The sequence below is a fragment of the Streptomyces sp. NBC_00435 genome (assembly GCF_036014235.1).
In the GTDB taxonomy this organism is placed as follows: domain Bacteria; phylum Actinomycetota; class Actinomycetes; order Streptomycetales; family Streptomycetaceae; genus Streptomyces.
Genome location: NZ_CP107924.1, coordinates 4,968,808 through 4,984,256, shown reverse-complemented (window position 1 = coordinate 4,984,256; position 15,449 = coordinate 4,968,808). Strand labels below are relative to the sequence as shown.

Here is a 15,449-nt window from a genome sequence, read left to right as displayed (position 1 = left end):
GCCCGGCACCGCGGGCCCGGCCGACAAGATCCGAAAGGGAGGGCCTAGCCCTCGGCGATCACCACGGCCGAGGCGATGCCCGCGTCGTGGCTGAGCGAGATGTGCCAGGACTTCACGCCCAGCGCCAGCGCCCGCGCCCCGACCGTCCCCGACACCCGCAGCCGTGGCTGTCCGGTGTCCTCCACGTAGATCTCGGCGTCGGTCCACAGCAGCCCGCCGGGTGCCCCGAGCGCCTTGGCGAGCGCTTCCTTGGCGGCGAACCGGGCGGCGAGCGAGGCGACTCCGCGCCGCTCGCCGCTCGGCAGGGTCAGCTCGGTGTCGAGGAACAGCCGCCCGGCCAGGCTCGGCGTACGCGCCAGCGCCGCGCCGAACCGCTCGATCTCCGCCACGTCGATCCCGACGCCGATAATCACAACAACAACTCCAACGAGGCCAACGGGCCAGCTACTCCACGGTCACCACTGTGCCCCATTGTCGGCGACCCGCTCCGGTCGCTGCGCTCACTCCACGGTCACCGACTTCGCGAGGTTACGCGGCTGGTCCACCTCGTTGCCCCGCGCCGTGGCCAGCTCGCACGCGAACACCTGCAGCGGCACGGTGGCCACCAGCGGCTGGAGCAGCGTGGGGGTGGCCGGAATGCGGATGAGGTGGTCGGCGTACGGGACCACCGCCTCGTCGCCCTCCTCGGCGATGACGATGGTCCGCGCCCCGCGGGCCCGGATCTCCTGGATGTTCGAGACGATCTTGTCGTGCAGTACCGAGCGCCCGCGCGGCGACGGTACGACGACCACGACCGGCAGGTCCTTCTCGATCAGCGCGATCGGCCCGTGCTTGAGCTCGCCCGCCGCGAAGCCCTCGGCGTGCATGTACGCCAGCTCCTTGAGCTTGAGCGCACCCTCCAGTGCCACCGGGTAGCCGACGTGCCGGCCGAGGAACAGCACGGTGTTCTTGTCGGCCAGGGAACGCGCGAGCTCCCGTACCGGCTCCATGGTCTCCAGTACGGTGTCCACCGCCGCGGCGATGTCCGACAGCTCCCGGATGACCGCCCGGATCTCGTCGCCCCACTTGGTGCCCCGCACCTGCCCGAGGTAGAGGGCGACCAGGTAGCAGGCGACCAGCTGCGTCAGGAACGCCTTGGTCGAGGCGACGGCCACCTCGGGTCCGGCGTGCGTGTACAGCACGGCGTCCGACTCGCGCGGGATCGTCGACCCGTTCGTGTTGCAGACGGCCAGCACCTTGGCACCCTGTTCGCGCGCGTGGCGCAGCGCCATGAGCGTGTCCATCGTCTCGCCGGACTGCGAGATCGCGATCACCAGCGTCCGCTGGTCCAGGATCGGGTCGCGGTAGCGGAACTCGCTGGCCAGCTCCGTCTCGCACGGGATGCGGGTCCAGTGCTCGATGGCCAGCTTCGCGATCATGCCCGCGTGGTACGCCGTACCGCACGCCACGATCACGACCTTGTCGACCTCGCGCAGCACCGAGTCGGGGATGCGCACCTCGTCGAGGGTCAGGAGGCCGCTCGCGTCGATCCGGCCCAGGAGGGTGTCGGCGACGGCCTTCGGCTGCTCGGCGATCTCCTTGAGCATGAAGTAGTCGTAGCCCCCCTTCTCGGCCGCCGAGGCGTCCCAGTCCACGTGGTACGCCCGCACGCTCGCGGCCGACCCGTCGAAGTTGGTCACCGTGACGCCGTCGCGGCGGAGCTCGACGACCTGGTCCTGGCCCAGCTCGATGGCGGACCGCGTGTGGGCGATGAACGCGGCCACGTCCGAGGCGAGGAAGTTCTCGCCCTCTCCGACGCCCACCACGAGCGGCGAGTTCCGGCGCGCGCCGACCACCACCTCCGGCTGGTCCGCGTGCACGGCGACCAGCGTGAAGGCCCCGTCGAGGCGCCGGCACACCTGGCGCATCGCCTCCGCCAGGTCCCCGCCCGCGTCCTCGAACCGCTCCGCCAGCAGGTGCGCCACGACCTCGGTGTCCGTCTCGGACTCCAGCCGGTGCCCGCGCTCGGCGAGCTCGGCCCGCAGCGCCGCGAAGTTCTCGATGATCCCGTTGTGCACGACCGCCACGCGCCCCGAGTTGTCGAGGTGCGGGTGGGCGTTGACGTCGGTGGGCCCGCCATGGGTGGCCCACCGGGTGTGTCCGAGCCCCGTGGAACCGGCCGGCAGCGGGTGCCCGACCAGCTCCTTCTCCAGATTGACCAGTTTGCCGGCCTTCTTGACGGCGGCGAGCGATCCGTCGGCGAGCACGGCCACTCCCGCCGAGTCGTAGCCGCGGTACTCCAGCCGCTTGAGTCCGGCAATGACCACATCGAGCGCCGACTGCGCTCCCACGTAACCCACGATTCCGCACATAAGCCGCAGGGTACGCCGTAGTTGGCTCCCTGCCCGGTACCTGAACAAGACGAAAACCCCGCCCCGGCGAATGTGCCGGAGCGGGGTTGACGCGTGTTCGGGCGAACGGTCAGCCGAACTTCTTGGCCTGGGCCTCGACGACCTCCTTGGGGTGTTCGGCAGTGCCGCTCATGCTCTGCGCGTAGAAGACGGCGAGGGTATTGGTCTTGCGCACGACCACGAGCTCCGTCGAGAGCCGTCCTACCTCGTCGTCCCACATCGCAAGGGTGTAGGTCAGCGATTCGTCCCCCACCTTGACCTCGGTGAACGGGCGCACCGTGGTGTTGCCGAGCTGCTCGCCGGCCACCGTGGGCACGAAGCCCTTCTCACAGGGGCGGCCCGCCTCTACGAGCGAGCGGAAGGCCTTCTGCGCACCGTCTCCGTCGTACGAGTACAGGCTGACCACGGTGGCGGTCGCCCCGAGGGCGTTCTGGGCGGCGAGCTGCTTGTCCTCCTCGCTCGCTTCCTTGGCCACCGGCTTCGGCTTGGCGGCCACGGCGGTGCGCACCGCTCCGGTCGGACTTCCGATCGGCGGCGTAGCGGCCATCGCCCGCAGCACCGGCAGGCACTCGGGGACGTCGCTGGTAGCCCCTTGCCCGGCGTTGGCGTCCTTCTCGGAGACGGACTTGAAGAGGTGCGTGGGCAGGTCCGCCTGGACCAGGATCATGCCCGCGAGTTCCGCATCCGTTTTCCCCTTGGCCGCCGGAGCAGCCGGAGCAGCCGCGGATGCCGAGGCCGACGGCTTCGCGTCAGCCTTGCCGGAGCCGCCGCACGCGGTGGCGAACAGTGCCAGGGACACGGCCGAAGCGGACAGGACGGTACGGCGGAGCAGCGCGTTGCGCACGATGGTTCCCCCCACGGGACAGATCGGAAAAGTGCAGCGCGTGGCAGTACCCCGATTCCGGGGCGGCGTCTTGAGCTGCGGTGATCCACACCGTACGGGGTCCCACCGACATCGGGCCGCTGGTTGCCTGCACGCCCCACGCATCGTGACCCCCACGAGACCGGGGAGGCCTCCAATCGGTACCGGTCCGCGTACAACCCATCCACTTGCGGCCAAAAGGCCCCCAGCCACGTGACCGACCACACCACCCACGGCGGCCCGTGACCCGTGACAATGGCTCTGTGATCTCTTCGCCGCCACGAAGCACGCCGGACAGCGCAACGGAGCGCCCCGCCGGACCGGAGCACCCCACGCACCCCGAGCACGCCGCGCACCCCACGCGCCGCCGGGGCCACGAGGCCTCCCCCTACGTCGACCTCACCCGCGCCGAGTGGAGCGCCCTGCGCGAGCGCACACCGCTCCCGCTGACGGCCGACGAGGTCGAGCGGCTGCGCGGACTGGGCGACGTCATCGACCTCGACGAGGTCCGCGACGTCTACCTGCCGCTCTCCCGCCTCCTGAACCTGTACGTCGGCGCCACCAGCAACCTCCGCGGCACCCTCAACACCTTCCTCGGCGACGCCGGCAACGGCCACGGCGCACAGCAGGGCACCCCCTTCGTCATAGGGGTCGCCGGCTCGGTCGCCGTGGGCAAGTCCACCGTGGCCCGCCTCCTGCAGGCCCTGCTCGCCCGCTGGCCCGAGCACCCGCGCGTGGAGCTGGTCACCACCGACGGGTTCCTGTACCCGATGAAGGAGCTCCAGCGGCGCGGGCTGACCGCCCGCAAGGGCTTCCCCGAGTCCTACGACCGCCGTGCGCTGACCCGCTTCGTCGCCGACATCAAGGCGGGCAAGGACGAGGTCACGGCCCCGGTCTACTCCCACCTGATCTACGACATCGTTCCCGGCGAGCAGCTCGTCGTGCGCCGCCCCGACATCCTGATCGTCGAGGGGCTCAACGTCCTGCAGCCGGCCATGCCCGGCAAGGACGGCCGCACCCGGGTCGGCCTCGCCGACTACTTCGACTTCAGCGTGTACGTCGACGCCCGACCCGAGGACATCGAGCGCTGGTACCTCAACCGGTTCCGCAAGCTGCGCGAGACGGCGTTCCAGAACCCCTTCTCCTACTTCCGCAAGTACACCCAGGTCTCCGAGGAGGAGGCGCTGGAGTACGCGCAGACCATGTGGCGCACCATCAACCGGCCCAACCTCCTGGAGAACGTGGCCCCGACCCGCGGCCGCGCCACCCTCGTCGTCCGCAAGGGCCCGGACCACAAGGTGCAGAAGCTGAGTCTGCGCAAGCTCTGACCGCTCGCGGAAGCTACTGTGCGGCCATGCTGCACCTACGGATGATCACTCCGGCGGACCGGACGGACGCCGTGGTCCGGATCGTCGGGAGCACGGTCGGCACCACCCATGTGGTGGTACTGCCCGGTGCGGCCCGCATCCCCCCGGGCGACATCGTGATGTGCGACGTCGCCCGCGAGGCGGGGGACGAGCTCCTGCAAGAACTCCGGGCGATCGGCATCGACAAGGACGGCTCGATCGCGGTCGAGAACATCGACCTCTCCTTGTCGGCGCGGGCCGACAGGGCCGAGGAGGAGGCCCCGGGGGAGGCCGCGGACGCCGTCCTGTGGGAGCAGCTGAGCGAGGCGACCCACGAGGAGTCCACCCTCACCATCACCTACAGCGCCTTCATGATCATCGCTACGATGATCGCGGCCTGCGGTGTCGTCCTCGACAATGCCGTCCTGATCGTGGGCGCGATGGCGGTCGGCCCGGAGTTCGGCCCGCTCGCCGGTGTCTGCACCGGCCTGGTGCGGCGCTCCCCGCGGCAGGCCGCCCGTTCACTGACGGCCCTGCTCGTCGGCTTCGCCACCGCGATGGTGGCCACCACCTGTTTCACCCTGGTGATGGACGCGCTCGGCCTGTTCCATGAGGGGATGCTGGACGACCCGCGCCCCAACACCAGCTTCATCTGGCAGCCGGACCCGTTCTCCTTCGTCGTCGCCCTGCTCGCCGGCGCGGCCGGGGTGCTCTCCCTGACCTCCGCGAAGTCCGGTGCGCTGGTCGGCGTCGCGATCTCGGTGACCACCGTCCCGGCCGCCGCCAACGCGGCCGTGGCCCTCGGCTACGGGGACTTCGCCCAGATGTGGGGCTCGGCGGCGCAACTGCTGGTCAACCTGTCCGGGATCGTGCTGGCGGGCGTGCTGACCCTGCTCGGCCAGAAACTGCTGTGGCGCACCCAGCGCGGCCGCTGGCGCCGTACGCCGCCCAGGACCTGAGCCGGACCCCGCAACCCCGCGGCGCCCCCGCGACGCGGCCGGCCCCGCGCTACGGGGCTTCGTAGCGCGGGGCCGGTCCACGGAGAACAGCGGGCCAGGGCCTAGCCGAGCGCCGACTTCACCACGTCCGCCAGCCGCCCGGCGACCGAGCGGGCCTGCTCGATGTCGGCGGCCTCCACCATCACCCGTACGAGCGGCTCCGTGCCCGACGGACGCAGCAGTACGCGCCCGGTCGTGCCCAGCTCCCGCTCCGCGTCGGCGACGGCCGCGGCCAGCTCGCCCGAGGTCGTGACCCGCGACTTGTCCACGTCGGGGACGTTGACCAGCACCTGCGGGAGCCGCCGCATGACCCCGGTCAGCTCCGCCAGGGACTTGCCGGTGGCCGCGATCCGCGCCGCCAGCATCAGGCCGGTCAGCGTGCCGTCACCGGTCGTGGCGTGGTCGAGGATGATCACGTGGCCGGACTGTTCGCCGCCCAGCGCGTAACCGTGCTCCTTCATCGACTCCAGGACGTACCGGTCGCCGACGCCGGTCTGCACGACGTTGATGCCCTCGGACTCCATGGCCAGCTTGAAGCCCAGGTTCGACATCACGGTGGCGACCACCGTGTCCTCGCGCAGGTGCCCGGCCTCCCGCATCGACAGCGCCAGCACCGCGAGGATCTGGTCCCCGTCGACCTCCTCACCGTTCGCGTCCACCGCGAGGCAGCGGTCGGCGTCCCCGTCGTGCGCGATGCCGAGGTCGGCCCCGTGCTCGAGGACGGTCTGCTTCAGCAGGCCCAGGTGGGTGGAGCCGCAGCCGTCGTTGATGTTCAGGCCGTCGGGCTCGGCACCGATGGTGATGATCTCCGCGCCGGCCCGCGCGAAGGCCTCGGGCGACACGCGCGCGGCCGCGCCGTGCGCCTCGTCCAGGACGACCTTGAGTCCGTCGAAGCGGTTGGGCAGGACACCCATGAGGTGGGCGACGTACTTGTCGAAGCCCTCGTCGTAGTCGGAGACGCGGCCGACGCCGGAGCCCGTCGGACGGTCCCACGGAGCACCCGTGCGGTGGTCCTCGTAGACCGACTCGATCCGGTCCTCCAGCTCGTCGGCGAGCTTGTGACCGCCACGCGCGAAGAACTTGATGCCGTTGTCGGGCATGGCGTTGTGGCTGGCCGAGAGCATGACTCCGAGGTCGGCGCCCAGCGCACCGGTGAGATACGCCACCGCCGGGGTGGGCAGCACACCGACGCGCAGGACGTCCACGCCCGCGCTCGCGAGGCCCGCGACGACTGCGGCCTCCAGGAACTCACCCGAGGCCCGGGGGTCCCGGCCGACCACGGCGGTGGCCCGATGACCCTCGAAGGTGCCCGCCTCGGCCAGTACGTGTGCCGCGGCCACGGAGAGGCCGAGCGCGAGCTCGGCCGTCAGATCCGCGTTCGCGACGCCTCGTACACCGTCCGTCCCGAAGAGTCGTCCCACTGTTGTCCTCCCGAGTTCACGCATCGCTTGTGTCCACTTGTGCCATTTACTTGCCGCTTGTGGCGGTAAACGAACCGCCCCGGCAGCACAAAGAGTGCTGCCGGGGCGGTTTCGTTGCAGAACAGCGGGCGCAGATTAACGCTTGCTGTACTGCGGAGCCTTACGGGCCTTCTTGAGACCGGCCTTCTTGCGCTCGACCGCACGGTCGTCGCGGGAGAGGAAGCCGGCCTTCTTCAGCGCCGCGCGGTTGTTGTCCACGTCCGCCTCGTTCAGCGCACGGGCCACACCCAGGCGCAGGGCGCCGGCCTGGCCGGAAACGCCGCCACCCGAGATGCGGGCGATGACGTCGTAGCGGTTGTCCAGCTCGAGGAGCTTGAACGGCTCGTTGACTTCCTGCTGGTGCACCTTGTTGGGGAAGTAGTCCTCAAGGGTGCGACCGTTGATCTTCCACTTGCCGGTGCCCGGAACGATCCGGACGCGGGCGATGGCGTTCTTGCGACGGCCCAGGCCGGCGGCCGGCTGGGGGTCGCCGAAGCGGCCGGCAAGGGACTCGGAGGTGTAGTCGCCCTCGGCGACGACCTCGGACTCGCTGGTGTACTCCTCGACGTTGCCCTCGAACTCGTCGACGGGGGTCGTCTCGGCGGTGGTCTCGGCCACGATGCTCCTCAGAAGTTTCTTGTCTTAGGGGGTGTGGTGGCCGGAACTACTGCGCGACCTGGGTGATCTCGAACGGCACCGGCTGCTGGGCAGCGTGGGGGTGCACATCGCCCGAGTAGACCTTCAGCTTCGAGATCATCTGACGGCCCAGGGTGTTCTTGGGGAGCATGCCCTTGATGGCCTTCTCGACGGCCTTCTCCGGGTTGTTCGCCAGGAGGTCGTCGTAGCGGACCGAGCGGAGACCACCCGGGTAACCGGAGTGGCGGTACGCCATCTTCTGGGTCGCCTTGTTGCCGGACAGGTGAACCTTGTCGGCGTTGACGATGATGACGAAGTCGCCCATGTCCATGTGGGGGGCGTAAGTCGGCTTGTGCTTACCCCGCAGGAGGGCAGCGGCCTGGGTCGCCAGACGGCCGAGGACAACGTCCTGGGCGTCGATGACGAGCCACTGGCGCGAGATGTCGCCGGGCTTGGGGCTGAACGTACGCACGCGTATGCCTTCGCTTCTTCAGTGGTGGGCATCCTCGAGGCGTTAGCCCCAAAGGACGGGTCCTGACAAGGTCACCACGGACGATCACGACAGCCCTGGTCACAACGGAGACGCAATCCGTGTGAACCGCTGGTCATCGGCCCGGTGGACCGGCGTAATGCCCTCTCACGTGAGAATGAGCAAGCCAAAACGCATGACGAACCAGCAGGATACCCGTGAAGCCCAAGAAGGGTCAAAACGCGGTCCTCGACCCCGTCTCGACGGGGGTCGCGGCGCACTCCGGTTCGGTCCTGGGTAGGGACCCCGCAGTTCGTACGGCTTCCACCATAACCCGGCCCGGCCGCCGCGAACGCCACATGAGCAATCCGGCGAGCGAGCACAGGGTCACCATGTCCCGGAACGCCCGCCGCTTTTGCTCGAACTCCGAGGGCCACGGAATGCCCGCGGTCTGGGGCACCAGGGCCAGCCAGAACCAGGGGGAACGCGGCATCGAGCCCGCCCGCACCCCCGAGGCCAGCAGGAGCGGGAGCACCACGAGCAGGTAGTGGTCGAAGGAGGGCCGCGACACCAGGAATGCGGCGAGCATCACCATGCAGGCCGTCTCCACCAGCCTCAGCTCACCCCGGTCGCCGTCCGCCGCGACCGGACGCCGCCAGCGCCGCCAGGCCGCCCACAGCCCGCACCCGGCCCCCGCGAAGGCCAGGGCCACCGCCAGCGGCGCCGGCACCCCCAGCCGCGGCAGCGCGGCGATCGGCGACGCGTCCCAGGGCAGCGCGTAGGAGTCCTGGCCGTTCAGCAGGAACGGCAGCGTCTTGGTGAAGAACAGCATCGGGTGCGGCATCATCAGCGCCCCGACCAGCGACAGCGCCATCGGCACGCCCGCCGCCAGGGCCAGCCCCCGCCACTGCCGGGCCAGCAGGAACAGCAGCCCGACCGGCACCAGCATCGGCTTGCACGCGATGGCCAGACCCACGACCAGCCCGGCCGCCGCCCAGTGCTTGCGGTGCGCCAGCAGCAGCGCCACCGGCAGGGCGGCGGCCGAGACGGCCGTCCAGTTCCCGATCAGCACGAGGTTGATGTACGGCTTGTACGCCAGCGCGAACAGCGCGAAACCGCCGACGGCCAGCCTCGAGCGCACCGGCACCGAGAACAGCCGCAGCGAGGCCCACCACCCGAGCCCGACGAGCCCCGTCATCCCCAGCGGCAGCGCGCAACGCAGCAGCGGGTCCGGCAGCAGCGCCTCGGGAATCGCCATGAGCACGGCGCTGGGCAGGTAGAGGAAGCGCTTGTCCTCGTACGGGGAGACCCCCGCGAGCAGGGCGTCCGCAGCCTTGACCACGAAGGCGTTGTCCGAGCCCCAGTTCACCCGCAGGCTCGCCGAGACCGCCACCGAGAGCAGGATCACCACGCCCACGAACCGCCAGGAGCGGGGGGCCGGCCGCAGCAGCCACTCCACCCGGCGGTCCCAGGAGGAAGGGCTGTCCCACTTCATGACCCAGACACTCGGCCTCAGCCCCACGGCACAGTCCCCTCGACCCTCGACCAAGCCGGGGGCGGTCCACCCCTAGCGTTTGCGCTCGACCCTACGTTCGTCCCAGACGGGCTCCGTAGTCTCCCGCACAACACCGTCCGAACCGAAGACCAGGTAACGGTCAAATGTGCGGGCGAACCACCGGTCGTGCGTGACGCACAACACAGTGCCCTCGTAGGCCTCCAGCCCGTCCTGCAGCGCTTCCGCCGATTCCAGGTCCAGGTTGTCCGTCGGCTCGTCCAGGAGCAGCGCCGTCGTACCCGCCAGCTCCAGCAGCAGGATCTGGAAGCGCGCCTGCTGACCGCCCGACAGCTTCTCGAACGGCTGCTCGGCCTGTCGCTCCAGCTCGTAGCGGCGCAGCGCACCCATCGCCGCGCCGAGCGGCTTCGCCGCCTCCGTCCACAGGATGTCGACGAGGGTCCGGCCGAACAGCTCCGGGTGGGCGTGGGTCTGCGCGAAGTGGCCGGGGACCACACGGGCGCCGAGCTTCCACGTACCGGTGTGCTTGACCTCCTCCCCCGCCATCAGCCGCAGGAAGTGGGACTTGCCGGAGCCGTTCGAGCCGAGCACCGCGACCCGCTCCCCGTAGAAGACCTCCAGGGAGAACGGCTTCATCAGCCCGGTCAGTTCGAGGTTCTCGACCGTGAGCGCGCGCACGCCCGTACGGCCGCCCTTCAGGCGCATCCTGATGTCCTGCTCGCGGGGCGGCTCCGGCGGCGGGCCGGCCTCCTCGAACTTCTGGAAGCGGGTCTGCATCGCCCGGTAGCGCGATGCCATGTCCGGGCTGCTCGCGGCCTGGTTCCGCAGCCGAAGCACCAACGCCCGCAGCCGGGCGTGCTCCTCGTCCCAGCGCCGCTTGAGCTCCTCGAAGCGCGCGAAGCGCTCCTTGCGGGCGTCGTGGAACGTGGCGAAACCCTCGCCGTGCACCCACACGTCCGAGCCCGTCGGGCTCGCCTCCAGGCTGATGATCTTCTCTGCGGCCTGGGTGAGCAGCTCGCGGTCGTGCGAGACGAACAGCACCGTCTTGCGGGTGGCCTCCAGCTGCTCCTCCAGCCACCGCTTGCCCGGCACGTCCAGGTAGTTGTCCGGCTCGTCGAGCAGCAGCACCTCGTCGGGCCCGCGCAGCAGCGCCTCCAGCACCAGCCGCTTCTGCTCACCGCCCGAGAGCGTGCGCACCTGACGGAACTGCGCCGTGTCGTACGGGATCGCCAGCGCGGCCATCGTGCAGACGTCCCACAGCGTCTCCGCCTCGTACCCCTGCACGTCGGCCCAGTCGCTGAGCGCCTGCGCGTAGGCCATCTGCGCGGCCTCGTCGTCGACCGTCAGGATCAGCTGCTCGGCCCGGTCCACCGCCTTGGCCGCCTCCCGGATCCGCGGCTGGGCGACCGACACCAGCAGGTCCCGTACGGTCGTCTCGTCGCGGACCGAGCCCACGAACTGCGACATCACACCCAGCCCGCCGCTCACGGTGACCGCGCCGCCGTGCGGCTGGAGCTCACCGGAGATCATCTTCAGCAGGGTGGTCTTGCCGGCCCCGTTCGCCCCGACGAGCGCGACGACCGACCCCTCCCCCACCCGGAAGGAGACGTCGGGGAGCAGTACCCGCCCGTCGGGAAGGTAGTACTCCAGGTGGCTGGCTTCGAGATGTCCCATGGGGGGCATTCTCCCGGTCCGGCGCCGATCCACCCAAACGGGTTCCGCCATGTCCCGGACCGGCCCGGACCGGCCCGGACCGCCGGCTCAGCAGCAGCCGGCCCCCGGCAGCGTCCGCAGGTTCCGCGCCTCCTTGCTGCGCGCGGCCAGCTGCTCGTCGGCCGGGTAGCCGACCTCCTCCAGGGTCAGCCCGTGCGGCTTGACCACGTGCACCGAGGAGTCCCGTACGGCCGCCGCCAGCACCTTTCCGGGCCAGTCCGCCGACCGGTGGCCGTCGCCGACGTGCAGCATGGCGCCGACCAGCGAGCGGACCATGTTGTGGCAGAAGGCGTCCGCGCGGACGGTCGCGGTGATGATCCCGTCCTCGTCCCGCTCCCAGCTGAGCTGCTGGAGGGTGCGGATCGTCGTGGCCCCCTCCCGCTTCTTGCAGTACGCGGCGAAGTCGTGCTCCCCGACCAGTGCGGCCGCGGCCTCGTTCATGGCGTCCACGTCCAGCGGCCACTGGTACCAGAGCACGTGGCCGCGGCGCAGCGGGTCGACGCCGGCCTGGTGGTCGCCGACGCGGTAGGCGTAGCGGCGCCAGATCGCGGAGAACCGCGCGTTGAATCCCGCGGGGGCCTCGGCCGCCTTCCAGACCCGTACGTCGTGCGGCAGCCGCCCGGCGAGGCGGCGCAGCAGCTTGTCCTGGTGTTCGGCCCACACCTCGTCGCGTACGTCGAACTGCGCGACCTGCCCGCGGGCGTGCACGCCGGCGTCGGTGCGGCCGGCCACGGTCAGCTCGACCGGGTCGGGCAGCCGCATCACGGTCTGCAGCGCGGACTCCAGCTCACCCTGGACGGTCCGCAGCACGCGCTGCTTCGCCCAGCCGGAGAAGTCCTTGCCGTCGTAGCTCAGGTCCAGCCTGACCCGGACGTGTCCGGGCTCCACCTCGTCACTCACGCGACAGATCCTCTCAGGCGAAATCTTCTTCACAACGCCAGAACGGGCCCGCCCCGGTAAGGGGGCGGACCCGTTCAGAGCCGTTCAAGCAGACGAGATCCCGGAGGATCAGGCCTCCTTGGTCTCCTCGGCGGGGGTCTCGACAGCCTCCGCCTCCTTGACCGCGCGCTTGGTGGCGGCCTCGGCCTCACCAGTGGCCTGCTGGGCGACCGTAAGGGCCTCGACCAGCTCGATCACGGCCATCGGGGCGTTGTCGCCACGACGGTTGCCGATCTTGGTGATACGCGTGTAACCACCGGGGCGGTTCTCGTAGCGCGGGGCGATCTCGGTGAACAGCGTGTGCACGATGCTCTTGTCCGTGATCGTCTGCAGCACCAGGCGACGGTTGTGGATGTCGCCCTTCTTGGCCTTGGTCACCAGACGCTCGGCGTAGGGACGCAGGCGACGGGCCTTGGCCTCGGTGGTGGTGATGCGGCCGTGCTCGAAGAGCGCCTTCGCGAGGTTCGCGAGGAGGTGCTTCTCGTGCGCGGCGCTGCCGCCCAGACGGGCACCCTTTGCGGGACGCGGCATGGTCATACTCCTTCATATCTGCACCGGCCGTGTCAGGTACCGGTGTCAGTTCCCCCGGGGCGGACGCCCCGGGAAAGTTCACATCAAGCCCGGCCCGGCGGCCCCTCCCAGTGGTAGCTGGGGGGGGGACATCGAGGCCAAAGGCCTCAACCGCCGGAGACGGGAAGAATCAGTACTGCTCGGTCTCGACGAAACCGGCGTCCGCGTCGTCGTCGGCGCCGAAGGCGTCGGCGGCGGCGGTCGGGTCGAATCCGGGCGGGCTGTCCTTGAGGGCCAGGCCCATGCCGGCCAGCTTCGCCTTGACCTCGTCGATCGACTTCGCACCGAAGTTGCGGATGTCGAGCAGGTCGGCCTCGGAACGCGCCACGAGCTCACCCACGGAGTGGATGCCCTCGCGCTTGAGGCAGTTGTACGAGCGGACCGTGAGCTCGAGCTCCTCGATCGGCAGCGCCAGATCGGCGGCCAGGGCCGCGTCCGTCGGCGAGGGGCCCATGTCGATGCCCTCGGCGTCGATGTTGAGCTCGCGGGCCAGACCGAACAGCTCGACCAGGGTCTTACCGGCGGACGCCATGGCGTCGCGCGGGCGCATGGCCTGCTTGGTCTCGACGTCGACGATCAGCTTGTCGAAGTCGGTGCGCTGCTCGACTCGGGTCGCCTCGACCTTGTAGGTGACCTTGAGGACCGGGCTGTAGATGGAGTCGATCGGGATGCGACCGATCTCCTGGCCCAGCTGCTTGTTCTGGACGGCGGAGACGTAGCCGCGACCGCGCTCGACGGTCAGCTCCATCTCCAGCTTGCCCTTGCCGTTGAGCGTGGCGAGGACCAGGTCCGGGTTGTGCACCTCGACACCGGCCGGGGGCGCGATGTCGGCAGCGGTGACCAGGCCGGGACCCTGCTTGCGCAGGTACATCACGACCGGCTCGTCGTGCTCCGAGGAGACGACCAGCTGCTTGATGTTGAGGATGATGTCGGTGACGTCTTCCTTGACACCGGGCACGGTGGTGAACTCGTGCAGGACGCCGTCCACGCGGATGCTGGTGACAGCGGCACCCGGGATCGAGGACAGGAGCGTACGGCGGAGCGAGTTGCCGAGGGTGTAGCCGAAGCCCGGCTCGAGCGGCTCGATCACGAACCGCGAGCGGTACTCGTCTACGACCTCTTCGGTCAGCGAGGGGCGCTGAGCGATAAGCATGTGGATTCCTTCAGTCGTGGACGCCCACTATTTGACGCCCGACGGATGCGGTGTCACGCGGCCAGCGCGTGACACCACGAACTACAAGGGTACGGGCGGTACGTCCCCCGCGAGAGGTTCGTACCGCCCGGACACTCAAAGACGCACAGGTGCGAAGCCTGGGCGCGCAGCGTCAGACGCGGCGGCGCTTGGGCGGACGGCAGCCGTTGTGCGGGGTGGGGGTGACGTCCTGGATCGAGCCGACCTCGAGGCCAGTGGCCTGGAGGGAGCGGATCGCGGTCTCACGGCCGGAGCCCGGACCCTTGACGAAGACGTCAACCTTGCGCATGCCGTGCTCCTGCGCGCGACGGGCGGCCGACTCGGCGGCCATCTGCGCGGCGAAGGGGGTGGACTTGCGCGAGCCCTTGAAGCCGACGTGGCCGGCGGAGGCCCAGGAGATCACGTTGCCCGCGGGGTCCGTGATCGAGACGATGGTGTTGTTGAACGTGCTCTTGATGTGGGCGTGCCCATGAGCGACGTTCTTCTTTTCCTTGCGGCGCACCTTCTTGGCAGCGCCCTGACGACCCTTGGGGGGCATCTAAATCTCCTACGGGAGGTGGTCGGTCCTACAGCGCAAGACCGCTGAACAGGACTACTTCTTGCCCGGCTTCTTCTTACCGGCGATCGCGCGACGCGGACCCTTGCGGGTACGGGCGTTCGTGCTGGTGCGCTGACCGTGCACGGGCAGGCCACGACGGTGGCGAACACCCTGGTAGCACTGGATCTCGACCTTGCGGCGGATGTCGGCCTGGATCTCGCGGCGGAGGTCACCCTCGGTGCGGAGGTTGGCGTCCACGTACTCGCGGATCTTGACCAGGTCCTCTTCGGCCAGGTCACGAACGCGGGTGTCGGGGTTCACACCGGTGGCCGCAAGGATTTCCTTGGACCGGGTGCGACCGACACCGAAGACGTAGGTAAGTGCGATCTCCACACGCTTTTCGCGCGGGATGTCAACACCGGAAACGCGTGCCATTCAATGGCTCCTGTGTGTTCGGGGGTCTTCCGCAGAACCGAACCCCGACCGCCGACCACACCTGATGGGTGGTGGTACGCCCGGGTCCCCGGCCCCCGCCGGAGGTGCCGCCGGTCCTGGTCTGGACTGGGCGGGTTCTGCGTATGTACGTTTTCTTACGTCGCGCGAAGAACTGCGTAGTGCAGGTCGGTCGGCGTGCGTCAGCCCTGGCGCTGCTTGTGGCGCAGGTTGTCGCAGATGACCATGACCCGACCGTGACGGCGGATCACCTTGCACTTGTCGCAGATCTTCTTGACGCTCGGCTTGACCTTCATGTTGGTGAGGTTCTCCGGGTCAGTGCCACCACCCGCGCCGGGACGGGATGTCCGGACGGGAGTGAAAGCAAGAT

General features: G+C 69.7%; 16 protein-coding genes. 2 read left to right on the top strand and 14 right to left on the bottom strand.

What is annotated here, in order from left to right; genetic code table 11:
* Positions 1-44: 44 nt before the first annotated feature.
* The 3 genes from OG389_RS23025 to OG389_RS23015 form a co-directional block, all read right to left on the bottom strand.
* The gene (locus OG389_RS23025; RefSeq protein ID WP_328300330.1) at positions 45-413 is read right to left on the bottom strand and encodes a holo-ACP synthase; all 369 of its coding nucleotides are present in this window, start codon (positions 411-413) and stop codon (positions 45-47) included.
* Positions 414-500: 87 nt separating this feature from the next.
* Positions 501-2,351: a glutamine--fructose-6-phosphate transaminase (isomerizing) gene (gene glmS, locus OG389_RS23020; protein ID WP_328300329.1), complete on the bottom strand. Its 1,851-nt coding sequence runs from the start codon at positions 2,349-2,351 to the stop codon at positions 501-503.
* A 109-nt stretch (positions 2,352-2,460) separates the two neighbouring features.
* Positions 2,461-3,249, bottom strand: a complete 789-nt coding sequence (locus tag OG389_RS23015; protein ID WP_328300328.1) for a hypothetical protein — start codon at positions 3,247-3,249, stop codon at positions 2,461-2,463.
* 266 nt (positions 3,250-3,515) lie between these two features.
* Here OG389_RS23015 and coaA point away from each other — a divergent pair, with 266 nt between their 5' ends.
* Together coaA and OG389_RS23005 are read left to right on the top strand one after the other, a co-directional pair.
* The gene (gene coaA / locus OG389_RS23010) at positions 3,516-4,580 is read left to right on the top strand and encodes a type I pantothenate kinase (RefSeq protein ID WP_328300327.1); all 1,065 of its coding nucleotides are present in this window, start codon (positions 3,516-3,518) and stop codon (positions 4,578-4,580) included.
* A 26-nt stretch (positions 4,581-4,606) separates the two neighbouring features.
* Positions 4,607-5,557: a DUF389 domain-containing protein gene (locus tag OG389_RS23005; RefSeq protein WP_328300326.1), complete on the top strand. Its 951-nt coding sequence runs from the start codon at positions 4,607-4,609 to the stop codon at positions 5,555-5,557.
* A gap of 101 nt (positions 5,558-5,658) precedes the next feature.
* Here the strand turns inward: OG389_RS23005 and glmM are convergent, their stop codons facing one another.
* The 11 genes from glmM to rpmJ form a co-directional block, all read right to left on the bottom strand.
* Complete coding sequence (glmM, locus tag OG389_RS23000; protein ID WP_328300325.1) at positions 5,659-7,017, bottom strand: phosphoglucosamine mutase; 1,359 nt, start codon at positions 7,015-7,017, stop codon at positions 5,659-5,661.
* Between the two features lie 135 nt (positions 7,018-7,152).
* Positions 7,153-7,674, bottom strand: a complete 522-nt coding sequence (rpsI, locus tag OG389_RS22995; protein ID WP_267725064.1) for a 30S ribosomal protein S9 — start codon at positions 7,672-7,674, stop codon at positions 7,153-7,155.
* Positions 7,675-7,720: 46 nt separating this feature from the next.
* Positions 7,721-8,164: a 50S ribosomal protein L13 gene (gene rplM, locus OG389_RS22990; RefSeq protein WP_328300324.1), complete on the bottom strand. Its 444-nt coding sequence runs from the start codon at positions 8,162-8,164 to the stop codon at positions 7,721-7,723.
* Between the two features lie 232 nt (positions 8,165-8,396).
* Positions 8,397-9,656 (bottom strand): glycosyltransferase family 87 protein, encoded by a 1,260-nt coding sequence (locus OG389_RS22985; protein ID WP_328300323.1) that lies wholly within the window; start codon positions 9,654-9,656, stop codon positions 8,397-8,399.
* Between the two features lie 72 nt (positions 9,657-9,728).
* Positions 9,729-11,348 (bottom strand): ABC-F family ATP-binding cassette domain-containing protein, encoded by a 1,620-nt coding sequence (locus tag OG389_RS22980; protein ID WP_328300322.1) that lies wholly within the window; start codon positions 11,346-11,348, stop codon positions 9,729-9,731.
* Between the two features lie 87 nt (positions 11,349-11,435).
* On the bottom strand, positions 11,436-12,287 hold the full coding sequence (gene truA / locus OG389_RS22975) for a tRNA pseudouridine(38-40) synthase TruA (protein ID WP_328300321.1): 852 nt from the start codon (positions 12,285-12,287) through the stop codon (positions 11,436-11,438).
* Positions 12,288-12,395: 108 nt separating this feature from the next.
* Positions 12,396-12,857, bottom strand: a complete 462-nt coding sequence (gene rplQ, locus OG389_RS22970) for a 50S ribosomal protein L17 (protein WP_030154710.1) — start codon at positions 12,855-12,857, stop codon at positions 12,396-12,398.
* Between the two features lie 169 nt (positions 12,858-13,026).
* Positions 13,027-14,049 carry a DNA-directed RNA polymerase subunit alpha gene (locus OG389_RS22965; protein ID WP_008739666.1) on the bottom strand — a complete coding sequence of 341 codons (1,023 nt, stop codon included), beginning with the start codon at positions 14,047-14,049 and terminating at the stop codon, positions 13,027-13,029.
* Between the two features lie 172 nt (positions 14,050-14,221).
* Complete coding sequence (rpsK, locus tag OG389_RS22960) at positions 14,222-14,626, bottom strand: 30S ribosomal protein S11 (protein ID WP_006376016.1); 405 nt, start codon at positions 14,624-14,626, stop codon at positions 14,222-14,224.
* 54 nt (positions 14,627-14,680) lie between these two features.
* Positions 14,681-15,061, bottom strand: a complete 381-nt coding sequence (gene rpsM / locus OG389_RS22955) for a 30S ribosomal protein S13 (RefSeq protein ID WP_053682609.1) — start codon at positions 15,059-15,061, stop codon at positions 14,681-14,683.
* A gap of 200 nt (positions 15,062-15,261) precedes the next feature.
* Complete coding sequence (gene rpmJ / locus OG389_RS22950) at positions 15,262-15,375, bottom strand: 50S ribosomal protein L36 (RefSeq protein WP_003956441.1); 114 nt, start codon at positions 15,373-15,375, stop codon at positions 15,262-15,264.
* Positions 15,376-15,449: the final 74 nt, after the last annotated feature.